The following is a 20,972-nucleotide window of genomic DNA, read 5'->3' as shown; positions in this document are numbered from 1 at the left end:
CCCCCGGCCGTGCGGTACATGGCCGGGGCACACGTATCAGCCCAGGCGGAACAGCGCCCAGACCACTTTGCCGTGCAGCGACCCGGCCAGCGGGTGCCAGCCCCAGCCGTCGCTGAAGGAGTCGACCAGGAACAGGCCGCGGCCCGATTCCGCCGAGAAGTCCTCGCCGCTCTCGCGTGCCGCCGGGCTGTCCTGGCTGGGGTCGCGGACCGCGCACACCAGCCGGCTCGTCCAGTGCATCAGATGCAGCCGGACCGGAGGTTCCTGGGCCGGCTCGCGCGCCGTGTCGGCGGGCAGGGCGTGCCGCAGTGCGTTGGTGACGAGTTCGGAGACGACCAGCGCCACATCGTCGAAGCGGTCGTCGAGTTCCCACTGGCCGAGCGTTGCCTTGGTGAACGTGCGTGCTCCGCGTACCGCTTCGTAGCGGGCGGGCAGGGCGCAGGAGGCGGAGCTGGAGACGGCGGAGGGATCGATCGGCGGAAGCCCCTGCCGTAACGGCTCGAGCATGGTCGATCCATTCGTCCCCATGCGAGGCACTCCCGGGAATCGCGGCTGTGACGCTACAACACGAACGAGCACGCAGGTGCGCGAGGACCATGGTTCCGAATGCGTAGGGCAGATGCAAGGGCAGATGCACGTGCACGCGCCTGACCTGTCCATGACCGTGCCGGTTCTTGCTCATTTCTTCCGCGCAACTCTTTCGCCCTGCGCCCACTTCCGTTGCCGTTTCCGTAACCGAATGAGTACGGGGTGAAGCGTTTTGGTGGCAGAATCCGGCTCTTGGGGTTCGGGGGGACCTCGCGAGACAGTCGAGTCGGGCAGCACAACGAACGCAGTGAGCACATCACCGTGAGCACAACGAGTCATCGAGCACATCGAGTCACATCGACGAGGCGGCGATGGGGAGGGTTGGGGTCGTGACGGCAGGCGAGTCGTGGGGATACCCCCGGGGTGACGGCCCGGGCGGAGGTTCTGTGGTGCGGCGCATCCTGTTGGGCTCGCAGCTCAGAAGGCTGCGTGAATCGAGAGGCATCACCCGGGAGGCCGCCGGATACTCCATCCGCGCGTCCGAATCCAAGATCAGTCGCATGGAGTTGGGACGCGTGAGCTTCAAGGCGCGGGACATCGAGGATCTGCTCACCCTCTACGGAGTGGCTGACGACATCGAGCGGGAGGCCCTGCTCGGCCTCGTCAAGGAAGCCAACGTCGCCGGCTGGTGGCACAGCTTCGGCGATGTGCTGCCCGGCTGGTTCCAGACGTACATCGGTCTCGAGGGTGCCGCTTCGCTCATCAGGATCTACGAAGTCCAGTTCGTGCACGGTCTGCTGCAGACGGAGTCGTACGCCCACGCCGTCGTCGCCCGCGGTATGCCCGATGCGCCCCGGGCCGAGATCGACCGCCGGGTCGCGCTGCGCCTCGAACGGCAGAAGACCCTTGTCTCCGAACGGTCGCCCCGCTTGCACGCCGTGCTCGACGAGGCCGCGCTGCGCCGCCCGTACGGCGACCGGGCCGTGATGCAGGAGCAGCTGCGGCATCTGATCGAGGTCTCCGAGCAGCCGAACATCACGCTGCAGGTGATGCCGTTCGGCTTCGGCGGGCACGCGGGCGAGAGTGGCGCGTTCACGATGCTGCGCTTCCCGGAGTCGGACCTGTCCGACCTCGTCTATCTCGAGCAGCTGACCAGCGCCCTCTACCTCGACAAGCGCGAGGAGGTCGCCCAGTACGAGCGGGTCATGGAGCGCCTCCAGGAGGACAGTCCGGATCCGGCCGCGAGCCGGGACCTCCTTCGAGGTCTCCTTCAACTCACATGAAACACAAGTACGATGACGCAACATCAGAACCGCTGACTTCCGTGCTTTCGTCTCCGGAGTAAGGGATCACATGTCCTTCTTCACCGACCTGGCCCACCAGTACATAGATGGCGAATGGAGGCCCGGCAGCGGCTCCTGGGACATCATCGACTTCAACCCGTACGACGGGGAGAAGCTGGCCTCGATCCCCGTGGCGACGGCGGACGAGGTGAACCAGGCCTACCGGGCGGCGGAGCGCGCACAGCGGAAGTGGGCGGCGACCAACCCGTACACCCGCAGGCTGGTGTTCGAGCGCGCGCTGCGGATCATCGAGGACCGTGAGCAGGAGATCGCCGAGACGATCATCGCGGAACTCGGCGGCACGCATCTGAAGGCGGGCTTCGAACTGCACCTCGCCAAGGAGTTCCTGCGCGAGGCGATCCACCTGGCGCTGCGGCCCGAGGGCAGGATCCTGCCGTCGCCGGTCGACGGCAAGGAGAACCGGGTCTATCGCGTACCCGTGGGCGTGGTGGGCGTCATCAGCCCGTTCAACTTCCCCTTCCTGCTGTCGATCAAGTCGGTCGCTCCGGCGCTGGCGCTCGGCAACGCCGTGGTCCTCAAGCCGCATCAGAACACGCCGATCTGCGGCGGCTCCCTGGTGGCCAAGGTCTTCGAGGACGCGGGCCTGCCCGCCGGCCTGCTGAATGTCGTGATCACGGACATAGCCGAGATCGGTGACGCGCTCATCGAGCACCCGGTCCCCAAGGCCATCTCGTTCACCGGTTCCGATCGGGTGGGCCGCCATGTCGCGACCGTCTGTGCCGCGAACTTCAAGCACGCCATCCTCGAACTCGGCGGCAACAGCGCGCTGATCGTGCTCGACGACGCCGACGTGGACTACGCGGTCGACGCGGCGGTCTTCAGCAGGTACGTGCACCAGGGCCAGGTGTGCATGGCCGCCAACCGCATCCTGGTGGACCGCTCGGTGGAGAAGGAGTTCACCGAGAAGTTCGTCGCCAAGGTCAAGACGCTCAAGGTCGGTGACCCGGCCGACCCGCAGACCCACATCGGGCCGCTCATCAACTCCTCGCAGGCCGAGGCGGTTTCCTCGGTCGTCGACCAGACTGTCGAGGCCGGCGCGACGGTGCTGCTGCGCGGTACTGCCGAGGGCAACCTCGTGTCCCCCTCCGTGCTGACCGGGCTGCCGGCGGACTCGCCCGTCCTGTCGCAGGAGATCTTCGGCCCGGTGGCGCTGATCATTGCGTTCGACGGGGAGGACGAGGCGGTCCGCATCGCCAACGACACGCCCTACGGCCTGAGCGGCGCGGTGCACACGGGCGATGTGGAGCGAGGGGTGCGGCTCGCCAAGCGGATCGACACCGGCATGATCCATATCAACGACGGCACGGTCCACGACGAGCCGATCGTCCCGTTCGGCGGCGAGAAGCACTCGGGTATCGGGCGGCTGAACGGCGACTCGATGGTCGACGCGTTCACCACCCAGAAGTGGATCTCGGTGCAGCACGGGCGCTCGCAGTTCCCGTTCTGACGTTCTCGGAAGTCTTTCTGCCCACGGGTCCTTGCGGACAGAGGTTGTCCGCAAGGGCCCGTAGCGTTGGTGTTGTCGGAGGGAGGGCGGACAGGCTCTCCGAAGGACCGGAAGGCGGACACAGCATGGTCACTCACGTTCCCGCAGAGGCTCAGGGCGACGAGCGCGGCGCGCTGCTGAACTTTGTCGAGGCACAGCGCGGCGCGATCCGCCGCTCGGTCCTCGGTCTGACCGAGGAGCAGGCCGCGAGCCGCCCGAGCGCCAGCGAACTGTCGCTGTCCGGGCTGCTCAAGCATGTCGCCGAGACGGAGCTCAACTGGCTGCGGATGGCGCAGCAGCTGCCGAACGAGAGGCAGCGCACCCAGGAGACCTGGGCCGACAGCTTCCGGCTGGTCGACGGCGAGACGATCCCGGACCTGCTGGCCTTCTGGGGCACGGTGGCCAAGGAGACCGAGGAATTCATCCGCTCGGCGCAGAGTATGGACGACACGTTCCCGCTGCCCGAGGCCCCGTGGTTTCCCAAGGACGGCAGGGTCTCCCTGCGCTGGCTGCTGCTGCACCTGGTGGAGGAGATCGGGCGGCACGCGGGCCACGCGGACATCGTGCGCGAGTCCCTGGACGGCAAGGGCGCGTTCGACCTGGTCGCCGAGGAGCAGGGTGGCGACCGGGGGGCGTAAGGCGCCTTGCGTATGCCGCGCGTACCCTCGTCGAAGTTGAACAGGAGGGTGCGCGGATGTCAGCGATCCGGCTTCTGGTCCTGGGGGCCGTACGCCAGCACGGGCGGGCGCACGGCTACCAGGTCCGCAACGACCTGGAGTACTGGGGCGCCCACGAGTGGTCGAACGCCAAGCCGGGTTCGATCTATCACGCGCTCAAGCAGATGGCGAAGCAGGGACTGCTGCATGCTCATGAGGTCGCGCCGTCGACGGCCGGCGGCCCTCCGCGCACCGAGTACGAGATCACCGAGCAGGGCACCAAGGAGTACTTCGCGCTCCTGCGCGCATCCCTGACCGCGCACGACCAGAAGATGGACGTGCTCTCGGCGGCGATCGGCTTCATCGTCGACCTCGGACGCGAGGAGGCCGTCGCGCTGCTCAAGGAACGGGTGCGCGGCCTCGAGGAATGGCGCGCGACGGTCACCGAGTACTACACCCCGCAGGACGGGCCCGAGTCGATCGGGCACATCGGCGAGATCATGAACATGTGGGTGTCGTCGGCGGACACCGGGGCCGAGTGGACCCGGGGGCTGATCCGGCGGATCGAGGGCGGGGCGTACACCTTCGCGGGGGAGGGTGAGCCGTTCGTCGGCGTACTGGCCGAGGGTGAGGAGAACCCCTACGCGACGGGGGAGCCGCATGAGGGGGACCGCGGCTAATCAAGTTTGACCAGTCGGGAATCCAGCGTTAGCCTTGAGTGTGTAGTCAAGTTTGACTACTGCTTCGGCACTGGAGGAGACGGATGACGGACGCGATCGTCGTCGAGGGCGCTCGGAAGCGGTACGGGGACCGGCCCGCCCTCGACGGACTTGACCTGACAGTGGCGCGTGGAACGGTCCACGCGGTGCTCGGGCCGAACGGGGCGGGCAAGACCACGGCCGTACGGATCATGGCGACGCTGCTGCGGCACGACGAGGGTGTGGTGAGGGTCGCGGGACACGATGTGCGGACCGAGGCCGACCAGGTAAGGCGGCGCATCGGGCTCCTCGGGCAGCATGCGGCGGTGGACGAGGAACTCGGCGGCCGGCAGAACCTGGAGATGTTCGGGCGGCTGTACCACCTCGGTGCGCGACGGGCCGGGGCACGCGCGGACGAACTCCTCGAGCGTTTCGCTCTCGCGGACACGGGACGCAAGGCGGTGAAGCGGTACAGCGGCGGGATGCGCAGACGGCTGGACCTCGCGGCGTCCCTCATCACCGACCCGGCGGTGCTGTTCCTCGACGAGCCGACGACCGGGCTCGACCCGCGCGGGCGGGCGGAGGTGTGGAGTTCGGTGCGCTCGCTGGTCGGCGGCGGTACGACCGTGCTGCTGACCACGCAGTACCTGGAGGAGGCCGACCAACTGGCCGACCGGATCTCGGTGGTGGACGCCGGACGGGTCGTCGCGAGCGGTACGGCGGACGAGCTGAAGACCAAGACCGGCGGCGACCGGATCGACGTCGTCGTGCGTGACGCGGACCGGCTCGGCCTCGTCGCCTCCCTGCTGCCGGGCGAGGCCACCGTCGACCTCGACCGGCGGCTGGTCAGTGCGCCGGCCGGCGACCGCATGGCCGCGCTCGTCGAGACCGTACGGGCACTGGAGGAGGCAGGGGTCGAGGCGGAGGACATCGCACTGCGCCGGCCGACGCTCGACGAGGTCTTCCTGTATCTCACCGAGGGGGCGGCATGAACGCGTACGTACTGACCGACTCATGGACCATGACACGGCGCGAACTGGCCCACTGGGCACGGCAGCCGGTGCAGGTCCTGGTCGGGCTGGTCTTCCCCGTGATGCTGCTGCTGATGTTCGGCTATCTGGTCGGCGGTGGCCGCGGGGTCGAGGGGGCCTACGTCGACTTCCTGGTGCCCGGCATGCTGGCGCTGACCATGGCCTTCGGCCTGGAAGCGACGATGCTCGCCGTCACCCAGGATCTGAACAAGGGCGTCATCGACCGGTTCCGCTCGATGCCGATGGCGTCGTCCGCGGTGCTGATCGGGCGGAGCGCCGCGGACATGCTGCAATCGGCGCTGGGCCTCGTCGTGATGATCGGCGTCGGACTCGCCACCGGCTGGCGCTGGAACGGCGGCTTCGAAGCGCTGCTGGGGGCAGTGGGCGTGCTGCTCCTGCTGCGGTTCGCGATGCTGTGGATCGGCATCCAGCTGGCGATGGCCGCCGGAAGGCCGGAGCTGGTGCAGGCGGTGCAGATCCTGGTCTGGCCGGTCGGCTTCCTCTCCAACGCCTTCGCGACACCGGAGGCTATGCCGGGCTGGCTGGGCGTGGTCGTGGAGTGGAACCCGATCTCGGCGACGGCGACCGCAGTCCGTGAACTGTCCGGCATCCCCGACGTGACGGACGGTTCCTGGGCGGCGGAGCACGCCCTGCTGTTGGCGGTGGTGTGGCCGCTGGTTCTGCTCACGGTGTTCTTCCCGTCGGCGGTAGGGCGGTTCCGGCGCCTGAGCCGCTGACTGCCGACGGGATGGAACCTCCCCGGGGTCCGCGGTGTACCGGAGGCAGAAGATGCCGACGCGGACCTCGGGGGAGACCATGCACCTGTACCTGTACCTGAACCTGTATCTGTTCCTGCACACTGCCGCCGGACGGCTGATCGTGCCGCTGCCGCGCCGGCGCTCAGTGGTGGAAGGCGGTTGCGGTCGCGGCGTCCTTGCTCAAGGGGCCTTTCTGGCGACGCAGTTCGGGAAGCACTTCGGCCAGATCGTCCAGCAGCAGGTCGGCCAGATCCGCGGAGAAGCCGTTGCGGCAGACCATACGCAGGACGGAGAGGTCTTCCCGGTTCGCCGGGAAGGTGTACGCGGGCACGAGCCAGCCCTGCTCGCGCAGTCTCCGGGAGACGTCGAACACGTCGAAGGCCTTCTGGCCGGGCGCTGTGGTGAACGCGAAGACGGGCAGCTCATCGCCCCGGGTGAGAAGTTGGAAGTCGTCCAGCTTCTCGATCCGGTCCGCGAGGCCGCAGGCGACACCCCGGGCGGTCTGCTGGACGGCCCGGTAGCCCTCCCGCCCGAGCCTGAGGAACGTGTAGTACTGCGCCACCACCTGCGCGCCGGGCCGGGAGAAGTTGAGGGCGAAGGTGGGCATGTCGCCGCCCAGGTAATTGACCCGGAACACCAGCTCCTCGGGCAGTTCGGCGTGCGAGCGCCACAGCGCCCAGCCGACGCCGGGATAGACGAGGCCGTACTTGTGTCCGGAGGTGTTGATCGAGGCGACCCGCGGCAGCCGGAAGTCCCACACCAGGTCCTCGTCGAGGAAGGGTGCCACCATCGCGCCGGATGCGCCGTCCACATGGACGGGGATGTCCAGCCCGGTGCGCTCCTGGAGGGCGTCCAGCGCCGCGCAGAGGTCGGCGACGGGTTCGTAGGACCCGTCGAACGTCGAGCCGAGCACCGCCACCACACCGATGGTGTTCTCGTCGCACAGATCGGCGGCCGCCTGCGGATCGAGGTGGAAGCGGTCGCCCTCCATGGGCACCATCCGTGCCTCCACCTCCCAGAAGTTGCAGAACTTCTCCCAGCAGACCTGCACATTGATGCCCATGACGAGGTTGGGCCGGGCGGTCGAGGGATAGCGTTCGCCGTTGCGCAGGGCCCAGCGGCGTTTGAGCGCCAACCCCGCGAGCATGCACGCCTCGCTGGAGCCGGTGGTCGAGCAGCCGACCGCGGAGGCCGGATCCGGGGCATGCCACAGATCGGCGAGCATCGCCACGCAACGGCGCTCCAGTTCGGCCGTGCGGGGGTACTCGTCCTTGTCGATCATGTTCTTGTCCCGGCACTCGCCCATCAGCACCCCGGCCTGCGGCTCCATCCAGGTGGTGACGAACGTCGCGAGGTTCAGCCGCGAGTTGCCGTCGAGCATCAGCTCGTCATGGACCAGCTGATACGCGGTCGCGGGCGGCATGGGACCGTCGGGCAGCCGGTGCGTGGGCGGGGCCAGTGTCATACCGCTGACCGGATCGGCTTCCCCGAAGAAGGGGTTGAGTGAGAGTTTGCGCCGTTCCGGCTCGCGCTCGGCGGTGCGGTCCGCGCCCTTGTGGAGTGCCATCGCCTCGGTGCCCTTCTTTTACTGGCTCGCCTGGCCCGCTTCAACGGTGACGATACGGACAAAGTGGACCATTGGCGCGTCAGATGACCGGGTGCCACGCCCCGCCGGAACCGGGCTTGCACCTCACGTGGCGTGAGGGCTCAGGCTCAGGTGCGTACCGAACAGCGAAGGAGCGGAAGCGATGGGCTACTCCGTGGGACAGGTCGCCGATTTCGCCGGGGTCACGGTGCGCACGCTGCATCACTACGACGAGATCGGGCTGCTCCGTCCGGGCGGCCGCAGGCATGCGGGCCACCGGCGTTACGAGGACGCCGACCTCGACCGGCTGCAGCAGATCCTGTTCTACCGGGAGCTCGGCTTTCCCCTCGACGAGGTCGCGGCCCTGCTCGACGACCCGGATGCGGACCCGCAGGCACATCTGCGACGGCAGCACGAGCTGCTGTCCGCCCGGATCACCAAGCTGCAGGAGATGGCCGCGGCGGTGGAACGAGCCATGGAGGCGAAGAAGATGGGCATCAACCTCACGCCCGAGGAGAGGTTCGAGGTCTTCGGGGACAAGGACCCGGAGCATTACGCGCAGGAGGCCGAGCAGCGCTGGGGCGCCACCGAGGCCTACGCCGAGTCCCAGCGCCGGGTCCCGGGTTACACCAAGGACGACTGGAAGCGGATGCAGGACGAGGCCGCCGACTGGGGCGCGCGCTACGAGTCCCTGATGGCGGACGGTGAGGAGCCGACGGGCGAGCGGGCCATGGCGCTGGCCGAGGAGCATCGCCGGCACATCAGCAGGTGGTTCTACGAGTGCACGTACGAGATCCACACGTGTCTCGGCGAGATGTATGTCGCGGACGAGCGGTTCCGGGCGTTCTACGACCGGACGCGGCCCGGTCTGGCCGAGCACCTGCGCGACGCGATCATCGCGAACGCGGTGCGCAACGCCTGATCGGGTCTGCCTCCGGGGGGCCACCCCGGAGGCCGCACGGGCTCGCGGACGCCTCAGGTGCGGGCGATGACAACCGCCGTGCCGTAGGCGCAGACCTCGGTGCCGACCTCCGCCGCCTCCGTCACGTCGAAGCGGAACATCAGCACCGCGTTCGCGCCGCGCGCCCGGGCCTGTTCGACCAGGCGCTCCATGGCCTGGTTGCGGGTCTCCACCAGGGTCTTGGTCAGGCCCTTGAGCTCGCCGCCGATCATCGACTTGAGTCCCGCGCCGATCTGGCTGCCCAGATGCCGTGACCGCACGGTCAGTCCGAAGACCTCGCCGATCACCTCCTGGACCCGGAATCCCGGTACGTCGTTCGTCGTGACGACCAGCACATCCGAACCGGTTCCCTGTCCACCGCCGTAGTCGTCGATGCCCATCTGTGTCCGCCTTCCGTACGGCTGCCGCGCGGGCGTGTGGGACAACAGCTTTGTCCCAGGCGCGGCACAGTGCATCCTGAGCGGGCCGGTGGAACGTGGAGCGGTCACCTTGCGTTGATAGCTTGGGGCGGCCGACCACGCCGAATTACCGCTCGACCGACTATCGACTCAGGAGCCCGGACCTCGTGACAACCCTTGCGCTCGGACCGAGCTGGCTGGACCCGGACTATCTGATCGGGACCTTCGGGCTGATCGGTGTGCTCGTCATCGTCTTCGCCGAGTCCGGCCTGCTCATCGGCTTCTTCCTGCCGGGTGACTCGCTGCTGTTCACCACCGGCCTGCTGGTCACCGCGGGCACGCTGGACGTCCCGCTGTGGCTGGTGTGTCTGCTGATCGTGCTCGCCGCGATCATCGGTGACCAGGTGGGCTATCTCTTCGGCCGCAAGGTCGGCCCGGCCCTTTTCAAGCGCCCGGACTCCAGGCTCTTCAAGCAGGAGAACGTGGAGAAGGCGCACGAGTTCTTCGAGAAGTACGGTCCCAAGTCGCTGGTGCTGGCCCGCTTCGTGCCCATCGTGCGCACCTTCACGCCGATCATCGCCGGTGTGAGCCGGATGAACTACCGCTCGTTCATCACCTTCAACATCATCGGCGGCACCCTGTGGGGCGCCGGCGTCACCCTGCTCGGGGCCGCCCTCGGCAAGATCGAGTTCGTCCACAAGAACATCGAGGCGATCCTGATCCTGATCGTCCTGATCTCGGTGGTCCCGATCGCGATCGAGTTCCTGCGGGCCCGCTCCAAGGGCAAGAAGCAGGCCGCGGCCGCCGAATCCGGCCCGGCCGACGAGGTGTCCCCGGCACAGCGCGGCCGGCACGCCAAGCGCTGACCACACGCCCGGCAGCCCCGACCGGGGCTGCCGGGCGGGCGCGGGACCCGTCCTGCAACCGCCGCCGGCGGAGGCGCCGGACCACGGCCGGGGACGGCCCGGGCGAGCGCCCACATTGCGCGGGAGACCGCCACCGGGTCCGTCAGAAACCGCGTGTCCGCTTGGCCGCGCGGCGTTCGGCCGGGCCCTCGGCGCCCGGCACCCGCAGGAACAGCCGCGAGATTTCCCCGCCCAGGTTCACCCCGATCGCGATGGCGAGTGCCAGGGCGGCCGCCTTGCTCAGCGAGGCGAGGCCCGTGTTCAGATCGTTCCTGGCGATCGACAGCAGTCCGAAGTACATGGCGCTGCCCGGCAGCAGCGGCCCGATCGCGGCCGTGACGTACGGCAGCGCGGACGCGAACCGGTAGCGCGAGAACATCTGCCCGAACAGGCCGACGAGACCGGCCGCGGCCGCCGTCGCGGCGACCGGCGAGACATTCGCGGTGTTCGCGAGGGCTGCGTAGACCACCCAGGCGACACCACCGTTGAGGGCGGCCAGCGGCAGTGTGCTGCGCTCCTGCTGGAGCATCACGGCAAAGCACAGGGACAGCGCCATCGCCGCGAGCGTCTGGATCACCGGCCGTTCCACGATGTGGATGGCCGTCTCCGGGCTGAGCCCGGCGTCCAGCGCGAACCCCATGTACAGCACCGACAGCACGCCGATCACGATGGCCACCACGAGATAACCGACCTCGAGGAGACGGGCGGCCGCGGTGATGTAGAAGCCGGTCAGGCCGTCCTGCACACCGGCCACCAGGGCCCGCCCCGGGATCAGCGCGAACAGCCCACCGGTGATCACGGCGGAGGCCCGCACGTCCAGCGGTGACAGCGTCAGCGCCACGCCCATCGCCGCCGACGGCATGGCGGCCGCGACGAACTGGTAGAACTCCGGCAGCCCGCGCCCGGCGCACAGCCACGCCAGCCGGTCCCCGAGCATCGCACTGATCATCGCCGCGATGAACACCAGCACATCGCCGCCCACCAGCACGGACGCCGCGCCGGCCAGCAGCCCGCCGGCCAGGGTCAGCGCCCAGCCGGGATAGGGGTGCCGGTTGCGCCGGATCTCCGCGAGGCGCCGATAGGCCTCCTCCAGCGTGACCTCCGACTCCTCCTCGCTGATGTCGTGAACGAGCCGGTAGACGGCCGCGAGACGCGTGTAGTCGGTACCGCGGCGCCGTACGGTGCGATTGGCCGTCACCGGGTCGTCGACCAGCGACGGCTGATAGGTGATCGACAGCAGGGTGAAGGTGACTGTGGGCTCGCAGCGGTCGAGCCCGTACGAGCGGCAGATGGCGAACATCGCCGCCTCGACGTCCTCGGCGCCCTCGCCGCCCGCGAGCAGCAGCTCGCCGATACGCAGCGTGAGGTCCAGTACGCGGGGTACGGCAGGCCCGGCCTCGTCCTGCCGGTGTGCCGTCTCGGGCACCGGGCGCTCGCCCACCGGCATCCGCAGCATCGCGCGCATCCGGTCCTGCCAGGGCGCGCCTTTGGTCATCCGGACCACCGGGATGCCGTGGGCGGGAGTGAACGCGGGCGGCGAGCGCCGGGCGCTGTAGGTGCTGGGCGGAGCGAACGCGGAACCCTCCGGCTCGGCGGGAGGCTCCGGGGCGAAACCCTGTGGAACGGCGAACTCCGACGACGGATGGTCCTCCTCCGGCGCCTCCGGCTGCTCCACCCCCGCAGGCGGTGCGAACGCGCTGTGCGCCTCGTCGGACTGAGGCTTCCGGTCTTCCGGACCCTCGGGCTCCGCCACCACGTCCTGTCCTCGCTCCCTCTCGTCCCGCGCTGTGTGGGCGCGTCTGCCCAGTATGGGCGTGGACATGGGGTGCTACGCGACGCGGGCGGGACACCCTTGGGGCGTCCCGCCCGCGTCGGACGGCACCGGGGCCGCTTCACGCGGCCGGGGTGTTCAGTGGCGTGCGGTCAGTGCGCGCCGCCCTGCGCCTCAAGGCGCTTGTAGGACGCCTCGATCTCGGCCTCGGCCTCGGTGCGGCCGACCCAGTTCGCGCCCTCGACGGACTTGCCGGGCTCCAGGTCCTTGTAGACCTCGAAGAAGTGCTGGATCTCCAGGCGGTCGAACTCGGACACGTGGTGGATGTCGCGCAGGTGCTCCACACGCGGGTCGGAGGCCGGCACGCACAGCAGCTTGTCGTCACCGCCGGCCTCGTCCGTCATCCGGAACATGCCGATGGCGCGGCACTTGATCAGGCAGCCGGGGAAGGTCGGCTCGTCAAGGATGACCAGCGCGTCCAGCGGGTCGCCGTCCTCGCCGAGGGTGTTCTCGACGAAGCCGTAGTCGGCCGGGTAGCTGGTCGAGGTGAAGAGTCGACGGTCAAGGCGGATCCGACCGGTCTCGTGGTCCACCTCGTACTTGTTCCGCGAACCCTTCGGGATCTCGATGGTGACGTCGAACTCCACGGGTGGCTCCTCCATGATCAACACATAGGTCTGGTGGTTAAGTGTCCCTCACGCAGGTGTGTGATCGCGAAAGGGGCTGGTACGAGGTGCCAGAGGTCAGGACGTGGCAGCTCGCTGCGGGCGCCGCCGTGGTCGGCCTCGCCCTCGCCGCCGGAGCGGTGGCCGCGGCGGGTCCCTGGGACTCGGGTCAGCGTAAGGCCGAGAAGCGGTGGGCCGCCGCCCAGGGCCGAGCGGGTGAGGCACATCACCAGCCCGAAGCGCCGAAGCGACCCGCGCCCGCGCCGAGCGCCCCCGGCGTGCTCATCGCCCTGGGCACCCCGGCGACCGCATCCGCCACGCCCCCTGCGAAGGCGCCGGACGGCCTGAAAAAGGTCCTCGCACCGCTGCTCGACGACCCGGCCCTCGGCCCGGTCCGCACGGCCTGCGTCGTCGACGTCACCACGGGCGCGCGGCTGTACGGCCGAGGCGCCGAGACCCCGATGACCCCGGCCTCCACGGTCAAGATCGCCACGGCTGCCGCGGCGCTGACGGCACTCGGCCCGGACCATCGCATCCCCACCACCGTCGTGGCGGCCGCGGACGCCGAGAAGATCACCCTGGTCGGCGGCGGCGACGCCACGCTCGACCGGGTGGGCCTGACCAGGCTCGCCGACCGGACCGCTCGTGCCCTGCGCGATCGCGGGGTCACCACGGTCCGTCTCACCTACGACACCTCCCTGTACGAGGGCCCCCTTGTGCACCCCATCGGCCCCAACGGCAACATCGCCCCCGTCAGCGCCCTGATGGTCGGGCAGGGCAGACGGAACCCGAAGAGCACCGGCGACGCGGCGCGCACCGACGACCCGGCCGGTGAAGCGGCCACGCTGTTCGAGCAACTGCTGGCCGAGCGTGGAGTACGCACCTCGGCCGACCCCGCCCACGGCCGTCCCGTACCGAAAGCCGTCCCCCTCGCCCAGGTTCTCTCGCTCCCCGTCTCCGCTGTGGTCGAGCGGATGCTGACCACCAGCGACAACGACATCGCGGAGTCCCTCGCCCGCCAGACCGCTGTGGCCACAGGCGAAAAGGCCCACTTCGCGGGCGCCGGGCGCGCCGTGGCCGCGCAGCTGCGGCGGCTGGAACTGCCGCTCGAGGGCGCCCGGTTCGCCGACGGCAGCGGTCTGAACCGGGGGGACAAGGTCTCGGCGGCCCTGCTCACGGCACTGCTCGCCAAGGCGGGTGACCCCAACCACCCCGAACTGCGCCCGATCCTCACCGGACTGCCGGTGGCCGGCTTCACCGGCACACTGGAGGACCGCTACGCCAACAGCCCGGCGGGCACCGGCCTGGTGCGCGCCAAGACCGGCACCCTGAGCGGTGTCGACACCCTCGCGGGCACCGTCGTCACCGCTGATGGCCGACTGCTGGCCTTCGCCTTCCTGGCCGGTGACACGGCCTCGCGCGACGTCGCCCGGCCCGCTCTGGACCGGCTGGCGGCCGCGCTGGTGCCGTGACCGGCGGGCCTGCCAGGAGGCGGCGGGACCAACCATCGGCGGTCAACACCTCACCGCAGCCGCGGCGAAGAACGTACGGTTGACGCATGACGAGCATCGGTGGTGCCGAGATGGTCGACTGGAATCTCGCCGTCGCGACCGCGACCCGCTTCGTGCGGCCCGGTCCCGAGGTGAGCAGGGACGAGGCGCGCGCAGTCGTCGCCGAGCTGCGGCGGCATGCCAAGGCCTCCGAGGAACACGTCCGGTCATTCACCCGGATGATCCCCGACGGCTCCGAGCCGGTGGACACCCCGGTCCTGGTCGTGGACCGGGCCGGCTGGGTCAAGGCGAACGTCGCGGGCTTCCGCGAACTGCTGCGGCCGCTGCTGGACAAGATGCAGGAGCGCCGCTCGGGTACGCCGGGAGGGGCGGTCCTGGGCGCCGTCGGCGGCAAGGTGACCGGCGTCGAGCTGGGCATGCTGCTGTCGTTCCTGGCCTCGCGGGTGCTGGGACAGTACGAGACCTTCGCCCCCGCGACCCGTGAGCTGCCCGCCGGTGAGCCCGCCGCCGCGAACGGCAGCGGCGGCGGACGGCTGCTGCTGGTCGCGCCGAACATCGTCCATGTCGAGCGGGAACTGGACGTGGACCCGCACGACTTCCGGCTCTGGGTCTGTCTGCACGAGGAGACCCACCGTACGCAGTTCACCGGTGTTCCATGGCTGCGCGACCATCTCGAGGCCGAGATCCAGTCGTTCCTCGGGCAGACCGAGGTGGACCCGATGACCGTACTGGAACGGTTCCGGGAGGCCGCCCAGTCGCTTGCCGGCGCCCGTCCCGAGGGGGAGGAGAGCGAGAGCGGCCACTCCCTCGTCGAGCTGGTGCAGACCCCCGCCCAGCGGGAGATCCTGGGCCGGCTGACCGCCGTGATGTCCCTGCTGGAGGGGCACGCCGACTTCGTGATGGACGGGGTCGGGCCCGATGTGGTGCCGTCCGTCGCCGAGATCAGGGAGAAGTTCCAGCAGCGCAGGGCCCGGGGGGCGAGCCGGCTCGACCTGGCGCTGCGCAAGCTGCTGGGACTCGACGCCAAGCTGCGTCAGTACCGCGACGGTGAGCGCTTCGTGCGGGCCGTGGTGGAGGAGGTGGGGACGGCTGGTTTCAACCGGGTCTGGACATCGCCGAACACACTCCCGACCAAGGCGGAGATCGCCAAACCGGCGGACTGGGTCGCGAGGGTGCACCGTAAGGCAGAGTCGTGAACCGAAGGCGGCCGACGACAGTGGAATGCCCCCTCCAATCACCCATCCGAGGGACCGTGAGCGCTGGGTAGGCGTGCGATGCTCGGGTATCGGCTCGGTTCTGTCACCATCGACGCACTCTGAGTGACTGATTGCTCTTCCTCACTCGACGGTTTCAGACGGCTTCAGACGGCATCGACGACTGACGGCTTCGACGGCTTCGACGGCGCGGACGATTCGACGACGTCGGCCGAGGCACCCCTCCCGACACTTTCACGAAGGGCACCGGACATGGGTCCCCATCCTGCGGTCGCAGCGATACGCCTGGCGGTCCGCCGCGTACTCCACGACGTACTCACACAGCACCCCGAAAACTCCGGGGACACGACAGCGCCCGTGTCCCCACCACCGCTCGTGCTGGTGGCCTGTTCGGGCGGCGCCGACTCGATGGCGCTCGCCTCCGCACTCGCCTTCGAGGCCCCCAAGCTCGGCGTCCGCGCCGGCGGCATCACCGTCGACCACGGCCTCCAGGACGGCTCCGGCCTCCGCGCCGCCGAAGTTGCCGCCCGCCTCACCGCCATGCAGCTCGATCCCGTCGAGGCCGTGACCGTGAAGGTCGGCCGCGAAGGCGGCCCCGAGGCCGCCGCCCGGCATGCCCGCTACGCCGCGCTGGACGAGGCCGCCGAGCGCCTAGGCGCCTGCGCCGTACTGCTCGGCCACACCCGCGACGACCAGGCCGAAACCGTCCTGCTCGGTCTCGCACGCGGCTCCGGGATCCGTTCACTGTCCGGAATGGCCGCCGCCTCGGGGGCGGCCGGCCGTTACCGCCGCCCCTTCCTCGAGATCGACCGGCAGATCGCCCGCAAGGCATGCATGGTCCAGTCGCTGCCGGTCTGGGACGACCCGCACAATGCCGACCCGGCCTACACCCGCTCCAGGCTGCGTCACGAGGGCCTGCCCGCCCTGGAGAAGGCACTCGGCAAGGGCGTCGTCGAGGCACTGGCCCGTACCGCCCAGCTCGCCCGCGACGACGCCGACGCGCTGGACGCCTGGGCCGCCGACGTGGACGCCGTCGTACGGGACGACGCCGGGCTCCTGGAGTGCGCCAAGCTGTTCGCGCTGCCCCCCGCCGTACGCCGCCGGGTGCTGCGCAGAGCCGTCATCGAGGCAGGTTCGCCCGCCGGTTCGCTCTTCGCCCGTCACATCGAGGAAGTCGACCGTCTGATCACCGGATGGCGCGGTCAGCGGGCCATCAATCTGCCCGGCCGCGTCGAGGCGCACCGGCAGGGTGGCAGACTTGTCATCCGGCAAGGCTGACGCGGCCGCGGTAACACGCCGGCCGAGTCACCCGGGGAACCCCCCGGACCCCGGCAACAGAAAGCGACGCGGGTGAACGAGAAGGACATGGGCACCGATCTCCAGTCGGTGCTCATCACCAAGGAAGAGATCGACGCGAAGCTGGTCGAGCTGGCGGCGAAGATCGACGCGGAGTACGCGGGCAAGGATCTGCTCCTCGTCGGTGTCCTCAAGGGCGCCGTGATGGTGATGGCGGACCTGGCGCGTGCGCTGTCCACCCCGGTCACCATGGACTGGATGGCGGTGTCGTCCTACGGCGCGGGCACCCAGTCGTCCGGCGTCGTCCGGATCCTCAAGGACCTGGACACCGACATCAAGGGCAAGCACGTCCTGATCGTCGAGGACATCATCGACTCCGGCCTCACGCTCTCGTGGCTTCTGTCGAACCTCGGCTCGCGCGAGCCCGCCTCCCTGGAGGTGTGCACCCTGCTGCGTAAGCCGGATGCCGCAAAGGTCGCGATCGACGTGAAGTGGATCGGCTTCGACATCCCGAACGAGTTCGTCGTCGGCTACGGTCTGGACTACGCGGAGAAGTACCGGAACCTCCCGTTCGTCGGGACGCTCGCCCCGCACGTCTACGGCGGCTGACCGAACGGGAACCACAGCCCCCCTCCGGCCGTTGATGGTGGGGAGGGCGGGTTGGTCAGCCGTACCGTGCGGTCACGGTCACGATGCTGAGGTACCGTCCGAAGAACAGTTGTCTTCAATTCAGAGCAGTCTCACAGCAGCATTTACTACGGGCAGGAGGGACGGAGCGAATTCGCTCCGTATGGATGGACGTGAAGCGATACTTCCGTGGGCCGGTCATGTGGATCGTGCTGGCCGTCCTCGCCGTGGTCGTGCTGATGCAGGTTGTCGGCTCCTCCGGCGGCTACAAGACGGTCGACACCGGCGACGTCGTCAAGGCGATCAGCAAGAACCAGGTCGACCAGGTCAAGCTGACCACCGGCGACGAACAGATCATCAAGGCTGACCTCAAGGAAGGCCAGAAGGTCAAGGGCAGCGACAAGATCCAGGCCAGCTACATCGGCACCCAGGGTGCCGACCTGGCCAACACGCTGCAGCAGAAGTACGAGGCGGGCGAGATCAAGGAGGGCTACACGGTTTCGCCCTCGAAGCAGAGCCCGTTCGTCTCGGTGCTGCTGTCCCTGCTGCCCTTCGTCCTGATCGTCGTGGTCTTCCTCTTCCTGATGAACCAGATGCAGGGCGGCGGCTCCCGCGTCATGAACTTCGGGAAGTCCAAGGCGAAGCTGATCACCAAGGACACCCCCAAGACCACCTTCTCCGATGTGGCCGGGTCCGACGAGGCCGTCGAGGAACTCCACGAGATCAAGGAGTTCCTGCAGGAACCGGCCAAGTTCCAGGCCGTCGGCGCCAAGATCCCCAAGGGCGTGCTGCTGTACGGTCCGCCCGGTACGGGCAAGACGCTGCTCGCCCGCGCCGTCGCGGGTGAGGCGGGCGTCCCCTTCTACTCGATCTCCGGTTCCGACTTCGTCGAGATGTTCGTCGGTGTCGGTGCCTCCCGAGTCCGTGACCTGTTCGAGCAGGCCAAGGCGAACGCCCCGGCGATCGTCTTCGTCGACGAGATCGACGCCGTCGGCCGGCACCGCGGTGCCGGTCTCGGCGGTGGCCACGACGAGCGTGAGCAGACCCTGAACCAGCTGCTCGTCGAGATGGACGGCTTCGACGTCAAGGGCGGCGTCATCCTGATCGCCGCCACCAACCGGCCGGACATCCTCGACCCGGCGCTGCTGCGCCCGGGCCGCTTCGACCGGCAGATCGCCGTCGACCGTCCCGACATGCAGGGCCGTCTGGAGATCCTCAAGGTCCACCAGAAGGGCAAGCCGGTCGCCCCGGACGTCGACCTGGGCGCCGTCGCCCGGCGTACGCCCGGTTTCACCGGCGCCGACCTGTCGAACGTGCTGAACGAAGCGGCGCTGCTCACCGCGCGCGGCGACAAGAAGCTGATCGACAATCACGCGCTGGACGAGGCGATCGACCGTGTGGTCGCGGGCCCGCAGAAGCGGACCCGGATCATGTCGGACAAGGAGAAGAAGATCACCGCGTACCACGAGGGCGGTCACGCCCTGGTCGCGGCGGCTTCGCCGAACTCCGACCCGGTCCACAAGATCACGATCCTGTCCCGCGGCCGGGCCCTCGGCTACACGATGGTGCTCCCGGAAGAGGACAAGTACTCGACCACGCGCAACGAGATGCTCGACCAGCTGGCGTACATGCTGGGCGGGCGGGCGGCCGAGGAGCTGGTCTTCCACGACCCGACCACCGGTGCGGCCAACGACATCGAGAAGGCCACCGCCACGGCCCGCGCGATGGTCACGCAGTACGGCATGACCGAGCGGCTGGGTGCGATCAAGTTCGGCGGCGACAACACCGAGCCCTTCCTGGGCCGGGAGATGGCGCATCAGCGCGACTACTCGGAAGAGGTCGCGGCGCTGGTCGACGAAGAGGTCAAGAAGCTCATCGAGACCGCCCACAACGAGGCCTGGGAGATTCTCGTCGAGAACCGCGACGTTCTCGACAACCTGGTCCTCCAGCTGCTGGAGAAGGAGACCCTCGGCAAGGAGCAGATCGCCGAGATCTTCGCGCCGATCGTGAAGCGCCCGGCCCGCCCGGCGTGGACCGGCTCCTCGATGCGCACGCCCTCGACGCGTCCGCCGGTGCTCTCGCCGAAGGAGCTGGCGCTGACCAACGGCGCGGCGAACGGCTCGGCGCCGTCGGTGACCGATGTCACCAAGGCGCCGTCCGAGGCGGTCCCGGAGGAGCGCCCGGAGGCCTGACCAGCAGGTTTCCGGCCCGCAGGGCAGCTAGACCGGAATGAACGCCGCACCTCCCAGGTTCTAGCCTGGGAGGTGCGGCGTTTTGGCGCCATGTCGGAGTACAGGAACGGAACGAGGCACAGATGACCGACCCGGTGACGCTGGACGGCGAGGGCACGATCGGCATATTCGACGAGAAGCGGGCCGAGAACGCCGTTCGGGAACTTCTCATCGCGGTCGGCGAGGACCCGGACCGCGAGGGGCTGCGGGAGACCCCGGGCCGGGTGGCACGGGCGTACAGGGAGATATTCGCCGGCCTGTGGCAGGAGCCGGAGGACGTGCTGACGACGACGTTCGACCTGGGGCACGACGAGATGGTCCTGGTGAAGGACATCGAGGTGTTCTCGACCTGTGAGCACCATCTGGTGCCGTTCCGGGGCGTGGCGCACGTCGGCTACATCCCGTCGACCACGGGCAAGATCACGGGCCTGTCCAAGCTGGCCCGCCTCGTCGACGTCTTCGCCCGCCGCCCGCAGGTGCAGGAGAGGCTGACCACGCAGATCGCCGACTCCCTGATGGAGATCCTCGAGCCACGTGGCGTGATCGTGGTCATCGAGTGCGAGCACATGTGCATGTCGATGCGTGGCATCCGCAAGCCGGGCGCCAAGACGATCACCTCGGCGGTCCGCGGCCAACTGCGGGACGTGGCGACGCGCAACGAGGCGATGAGCCTGATCATGGCGCGATAGCCAGGACGTCGGAGGTGCCCGGTACGGTCCCGGACCGGTGGAGTCGACCGGCCGGGCGCCGCGGTGAGTCCGTGAGGACGGGTCGGACGGCGAGGACGGGTCAGACGGTGGGGACCTGGCCCTTGCCGTTGTCCTCGTCCTCGGGGAGCTTGCACACCCGCTCCAGGAAGAATGCCGCCGCGATCACGCCGATGCCGGCCACCACCGAGAACCCGGCGTAGATCGCCTGGTCCCGGCGGGGCGGGATGTCGAGGAAGCTCAGCAGGTACACGCCCACGCCGCCGTACATCCCGCTCACCAGTGCCGCGACCAGCGCGCTCGCCTGGCCGAAGACCACCGCGCGGGCGGCCATCAGGGGCTCGACGCCCTTCGCGCCGGGCCGGCGCTCGCGCTGGGCCCGCAGGCGGGCGCGCAGCGAGAGCGCGGTCGCGGTGAGGACGACGGCGATCGCCGCCAGCACGATCGGTGCGGCCACCGGCACGCTGGGCAGTGTGCCCAGGGAGTCCCACAACCGCGCACCACCCCAGGACAGCACTCCTGCCGCGGCGAAGAGACCGGCCAGTACACCGAGCCGTAGTTGCTTCACCGAGAAAGCCGC

At 69.2% G+C, this 20,972-nt stretch carries 20 protein-coding genes; 14 read left to right on the top strand and 6 right to left on the bottom strand.

The annotated features are described in order from the left end of the window. Positions 1–36: 36 nt before the first annotated feature. Complete coding sequence (locus ACFYWI_RS31180) at positions 37–528, bottom strand: ATP-binding protein (protein ID WP_389238951.1); 492 nt, start codon at positions 526–528, stop codon at positions 37–39. A gap of 389 nt (positions 529–917) precedes the next feature. On the opposite strand from ACFYWI_RS31180, the gene ACFYWI_RS31175 reads away from it, so the two are divergent. The 6 genes from ACFYWI_RS31175 to ACFYWI_RS31150 all read left to right on the top strand — a co-directional run bounded on the left by ACFYWI_RS31175 (position 918) and on the right by ACFYWI_RS31150 (position 6,500). Then, positions 918–1,811, top strand: coding sequence for a helix-turn-helix domain-containing protein (locus ACFYWI_RS31175; RefSeq protein WP_389238949.1), 894 nt, complete (start codon positions 918–920; stop codon positions 1,809–1,811). A 70-nt stretch (positions 1,812–1,881) separates the two neighbouring features. Beyond that, positions 1,882–3,339 carry an aldehyde dehydrogenase family protein gene (locus ACFYWI_RS31170; RefSeq protein WP_389238947.1) on the top strand — a complete coding sequence of 486 codons (1,458 nt, stop codon included), beginning with the start codon at positions 1,882–1,884 and terminating at the stop codon, positions 3,337–3,339. A gap of 125 nt (positions 3,340–3,464) precedes the next feature. After that, the gene (locus ACFYWI_RS31165; protein WP_389238945.1) at positions 3,465–4,016 is read left to right on the top strand and encodes a DinB family protein; all 552 of its coding nucleotides are present in this window, start codon (positions 3,465–3,467) and stop codon (positions 4,014–4,016) included. Between the two features lie 56 nt (positions 4,017–4,072). Then, positions 4,073–4,714 carry a PadR family transcriptional regulator gene (locus ACFYWI_RS31160; RefSeq protein WP_389238943.1) on the top strand — a complete coding sequence of 214 codons (642 nt, stop codon included), beginning with the start codon at positions 4,073–4,075 and terminating at the stop codon, positions 4,712–4,714. Between the two features lie 83 nt (positions 4,715–4,797). Continuing rightward, positions 4,798–5,724: an ATP-binding cassette domain-containing protein gene (locus tag ACFYWI_RS31155; RefSeq protein ID WP_389238941.1), complete on the top strand. Its 927-nt coding sequence runs from the start codon at positions 4,798–4,800 to the stop codon at positions 5,722–5,724. Next, the gene (locus tag ACFYWI_RS31150; protein ID WP_389238939.1) at positions 5,721–6,500 is read left to right on the top strand and encodes an ABC transporter permease; all 780 of its coding nucleotides are present in this window, start codon (positions 5,721–5,723) and stop codon (positions 6,498–6,500) included. Before ACFYWI_RS31155 ends, ACFYWI_RS31150 begins: the two co-directional genes overlap by 4 nt. A 163-nt stretch (positions 6,501–6,663) precedes the next feature. Here ACFYWI_RS31150 and ACFYWI_RS31145 read toward each other — a convergent pair whose 3' ends face one another. Beyond that, positions 6,664–8,088 (bottom strand): glutamate decarboxylase, encoded by a 1,425-nt coding sequence (locus ACFYWI_RS31145; protein WP_389238937.1) that lies wholly within the window; start codon positions 8,086–8,088, stop codon positions 6,664–6,666. Between the two features lie 181 nt (positions 8,089–8,269). Between ACFYWI_RS31145 and ACFYWI_RS31140 the strand changes: the two genes are divergently transcribed. Continuing rightward, positions 8,270–9,028 (top strand): MerR family transcriptional regulator, encoded by a 759-nt coding sequence (locus ACFYWI_RS31140; protein ID WP_389238935.1) that lies wholly within the window; start codon positions 8,270–8,272, stop codon positions 9,026–9,028. A 53-nt stretch (positions 9,029–9,081) separates the two neighbouring features. Here the strand turns inward: ACFYWI_RS31140 and ACFYWI_RS31135 are convergent, their stop codons facing one another. Further along, positions 9,082–9,447, bottom strand: coding sequence for a YbjQ family protein (locus tag ACFYWI_RS31135; RefSeq protein ID WP_389238933.1), 366 nt, complete (start codon positions 9,445–9,447; stop codon positions 9,082–9,084). 185 nt (positions 9,448–9,632) lie between these two features. Here ACFYWI_RS31135 and ACFYWI_RS31130 point away from each other — a divergent pair, with 185 nt between their 5' ends. Beyond that, complete coding sequence (locus ACFYWI_RS31130) at positions 9,633–10,331, top strand: DedA family protein (RefSeq protein WP_389238931.1); 699 nt, start codon at positions 9,633–9,635, stop codon at positions 10,329–10,331. A 142-nt stretch (positions 10,332–10,473) separates the two neighbouring features. Here the strand turns inward: ACFYWI_RS31130 and ACFYWI_RS31125 are convergent, their stop codons facing one another. Continuing rightward, entirely contained in the window at positions 10,474–12,126 is a 1,653-nt protein-coding gene (locus tag ACFYWI_RS31125) for a threonine/serine exporter family protein (RefSeq protein WP_389239033.1), read from the bottom strand. 167 nt (positions 12,127–12,293) lie between these two features. Further along, positions 12,294–12,788, bottom strand: coding sequence for an inorganic diphosphatase (locus ACFYWI_RS31120; protein ID WP_108151010.1), 495 nt, complete (start codon positions 12,786–12,788; stop codon positions 12,294–12,296). An 86-nt stretch (positions 12,789–12,874) separates the two neighbouring features. Between ACFYWI_RS31120 and dacB the strand changes: the two genes are divergently transcribed. The 6 genes from dacB (at position 12,875) to folE (ending at position 20,374) form a co-directional block, all read left to right on the top strand. Next, entirely contained in the window at positions 12,875–14,278 is a 1,404-nt protein-coding gene (dacB, locus tag ACFYWI_RS31115; RefSeq protein ID WP_389238929.1) for a D-alanyl-D-alanine carboxypeptidase/D-alanyl-D-alanine-endopeptidase, read from the top strand. A gap of 86 nt (positions 14,279–14,364) precedes the next feature. Next, positions 14,365–15,513 carry a zinc-dependent metalloprotease gene (locus tag ACFYWI_RS31110; protein ID WP_389238927.1) on the top strand — a complete coding sequence of 383 codons (1,149 nt, stop codon included), beginning with the start codon at positions 14,365–14,367 and terminating at the stop codon, positions 15,511–15,513. Between the two features lie 270 nt (positions 15,514–15,783). Further along, positions 15,784–16,809: a tRNA lysidine(34) synthetase TilS gene (gene tilS / locus ACFYWI_RS31105; protein WP_389238925.1), complete on the top strand. Its 1,026-nt coding sequence runs from the start codon at positions 15,784–15,786 to the stop codon at positions 16,807–16,809. A gap of 87 nt (positions 16,810–16,896) precedes the next feature. Then, positions 16,897–17,436: a hypoxanthine phosphoribosyltransferase gene (hpt, locus tag ACFYWI_RS31100; RefSeq protein ID WP_389239031.1), complete on the top strand. Its 540-nt coding sequence runs from the start codon at positions 16,897–16,899 to the stop codon at positions 17,434–17,436. A 185-nt stretch (positions 17,437–17,621) separates the two neighbouring features. After that, a complete protein-coding gene (ftsH, locus tag ACFYWI_RS31095) occupies positions 17,622–19,646 on the top strand; it encodes an ATP-dependent zinc metalloprotease FtsH (protein WP_389238923.1) in 2,025 nt (674 codons plus the stop codon). A 122-nt stretch (positions 19,647–19,768) separates the two neighbouring features. Further along, a complete protein-coding gene (gene folE, locus ACFYWI_RS31090) occupies positions 19,769–20,374 on the top strand; it encodes a GTP cyclohydrolase I FolE (protein ID WP_389238921.1) in 606 nt (201 codons plus the stop codon). Between the two features lie 100 nt (positions 20,375–20,474). Here the strand turns inward: folE and ACFYWI_RS31085 are convergent, their stop codons facing one another. Further along, the gene (locus ACFYWI_RS31085; RefSeq protein WP_389238919.1) at positions 20,475–20,960 is read right to left on the bottom strand and encodes a DUF3180 domain-containing protein; all 486 of its coding nucleotides are present in this window, start codon (positions 20,958–20,960) and stop codon (positions 20,475–20,477) included. Between the last annotated feature and the right edge of the window lie 12 nt (positions 20,961–20,972).

It is taken from the genome of Streptomyces sp. NPDC002889, from assembly GCF_042888425.1.
Lineage (GTDB): Bacteria > Actinomycetota > Actinomycetes > Streptomycetales > Streptomycetaceae > Streptomyces.
The sequence above is the reverse complement of the archived record's forward strand: the minus strand, read 5'-3'. Positions and strand labels throughout refer to the sequence as shown.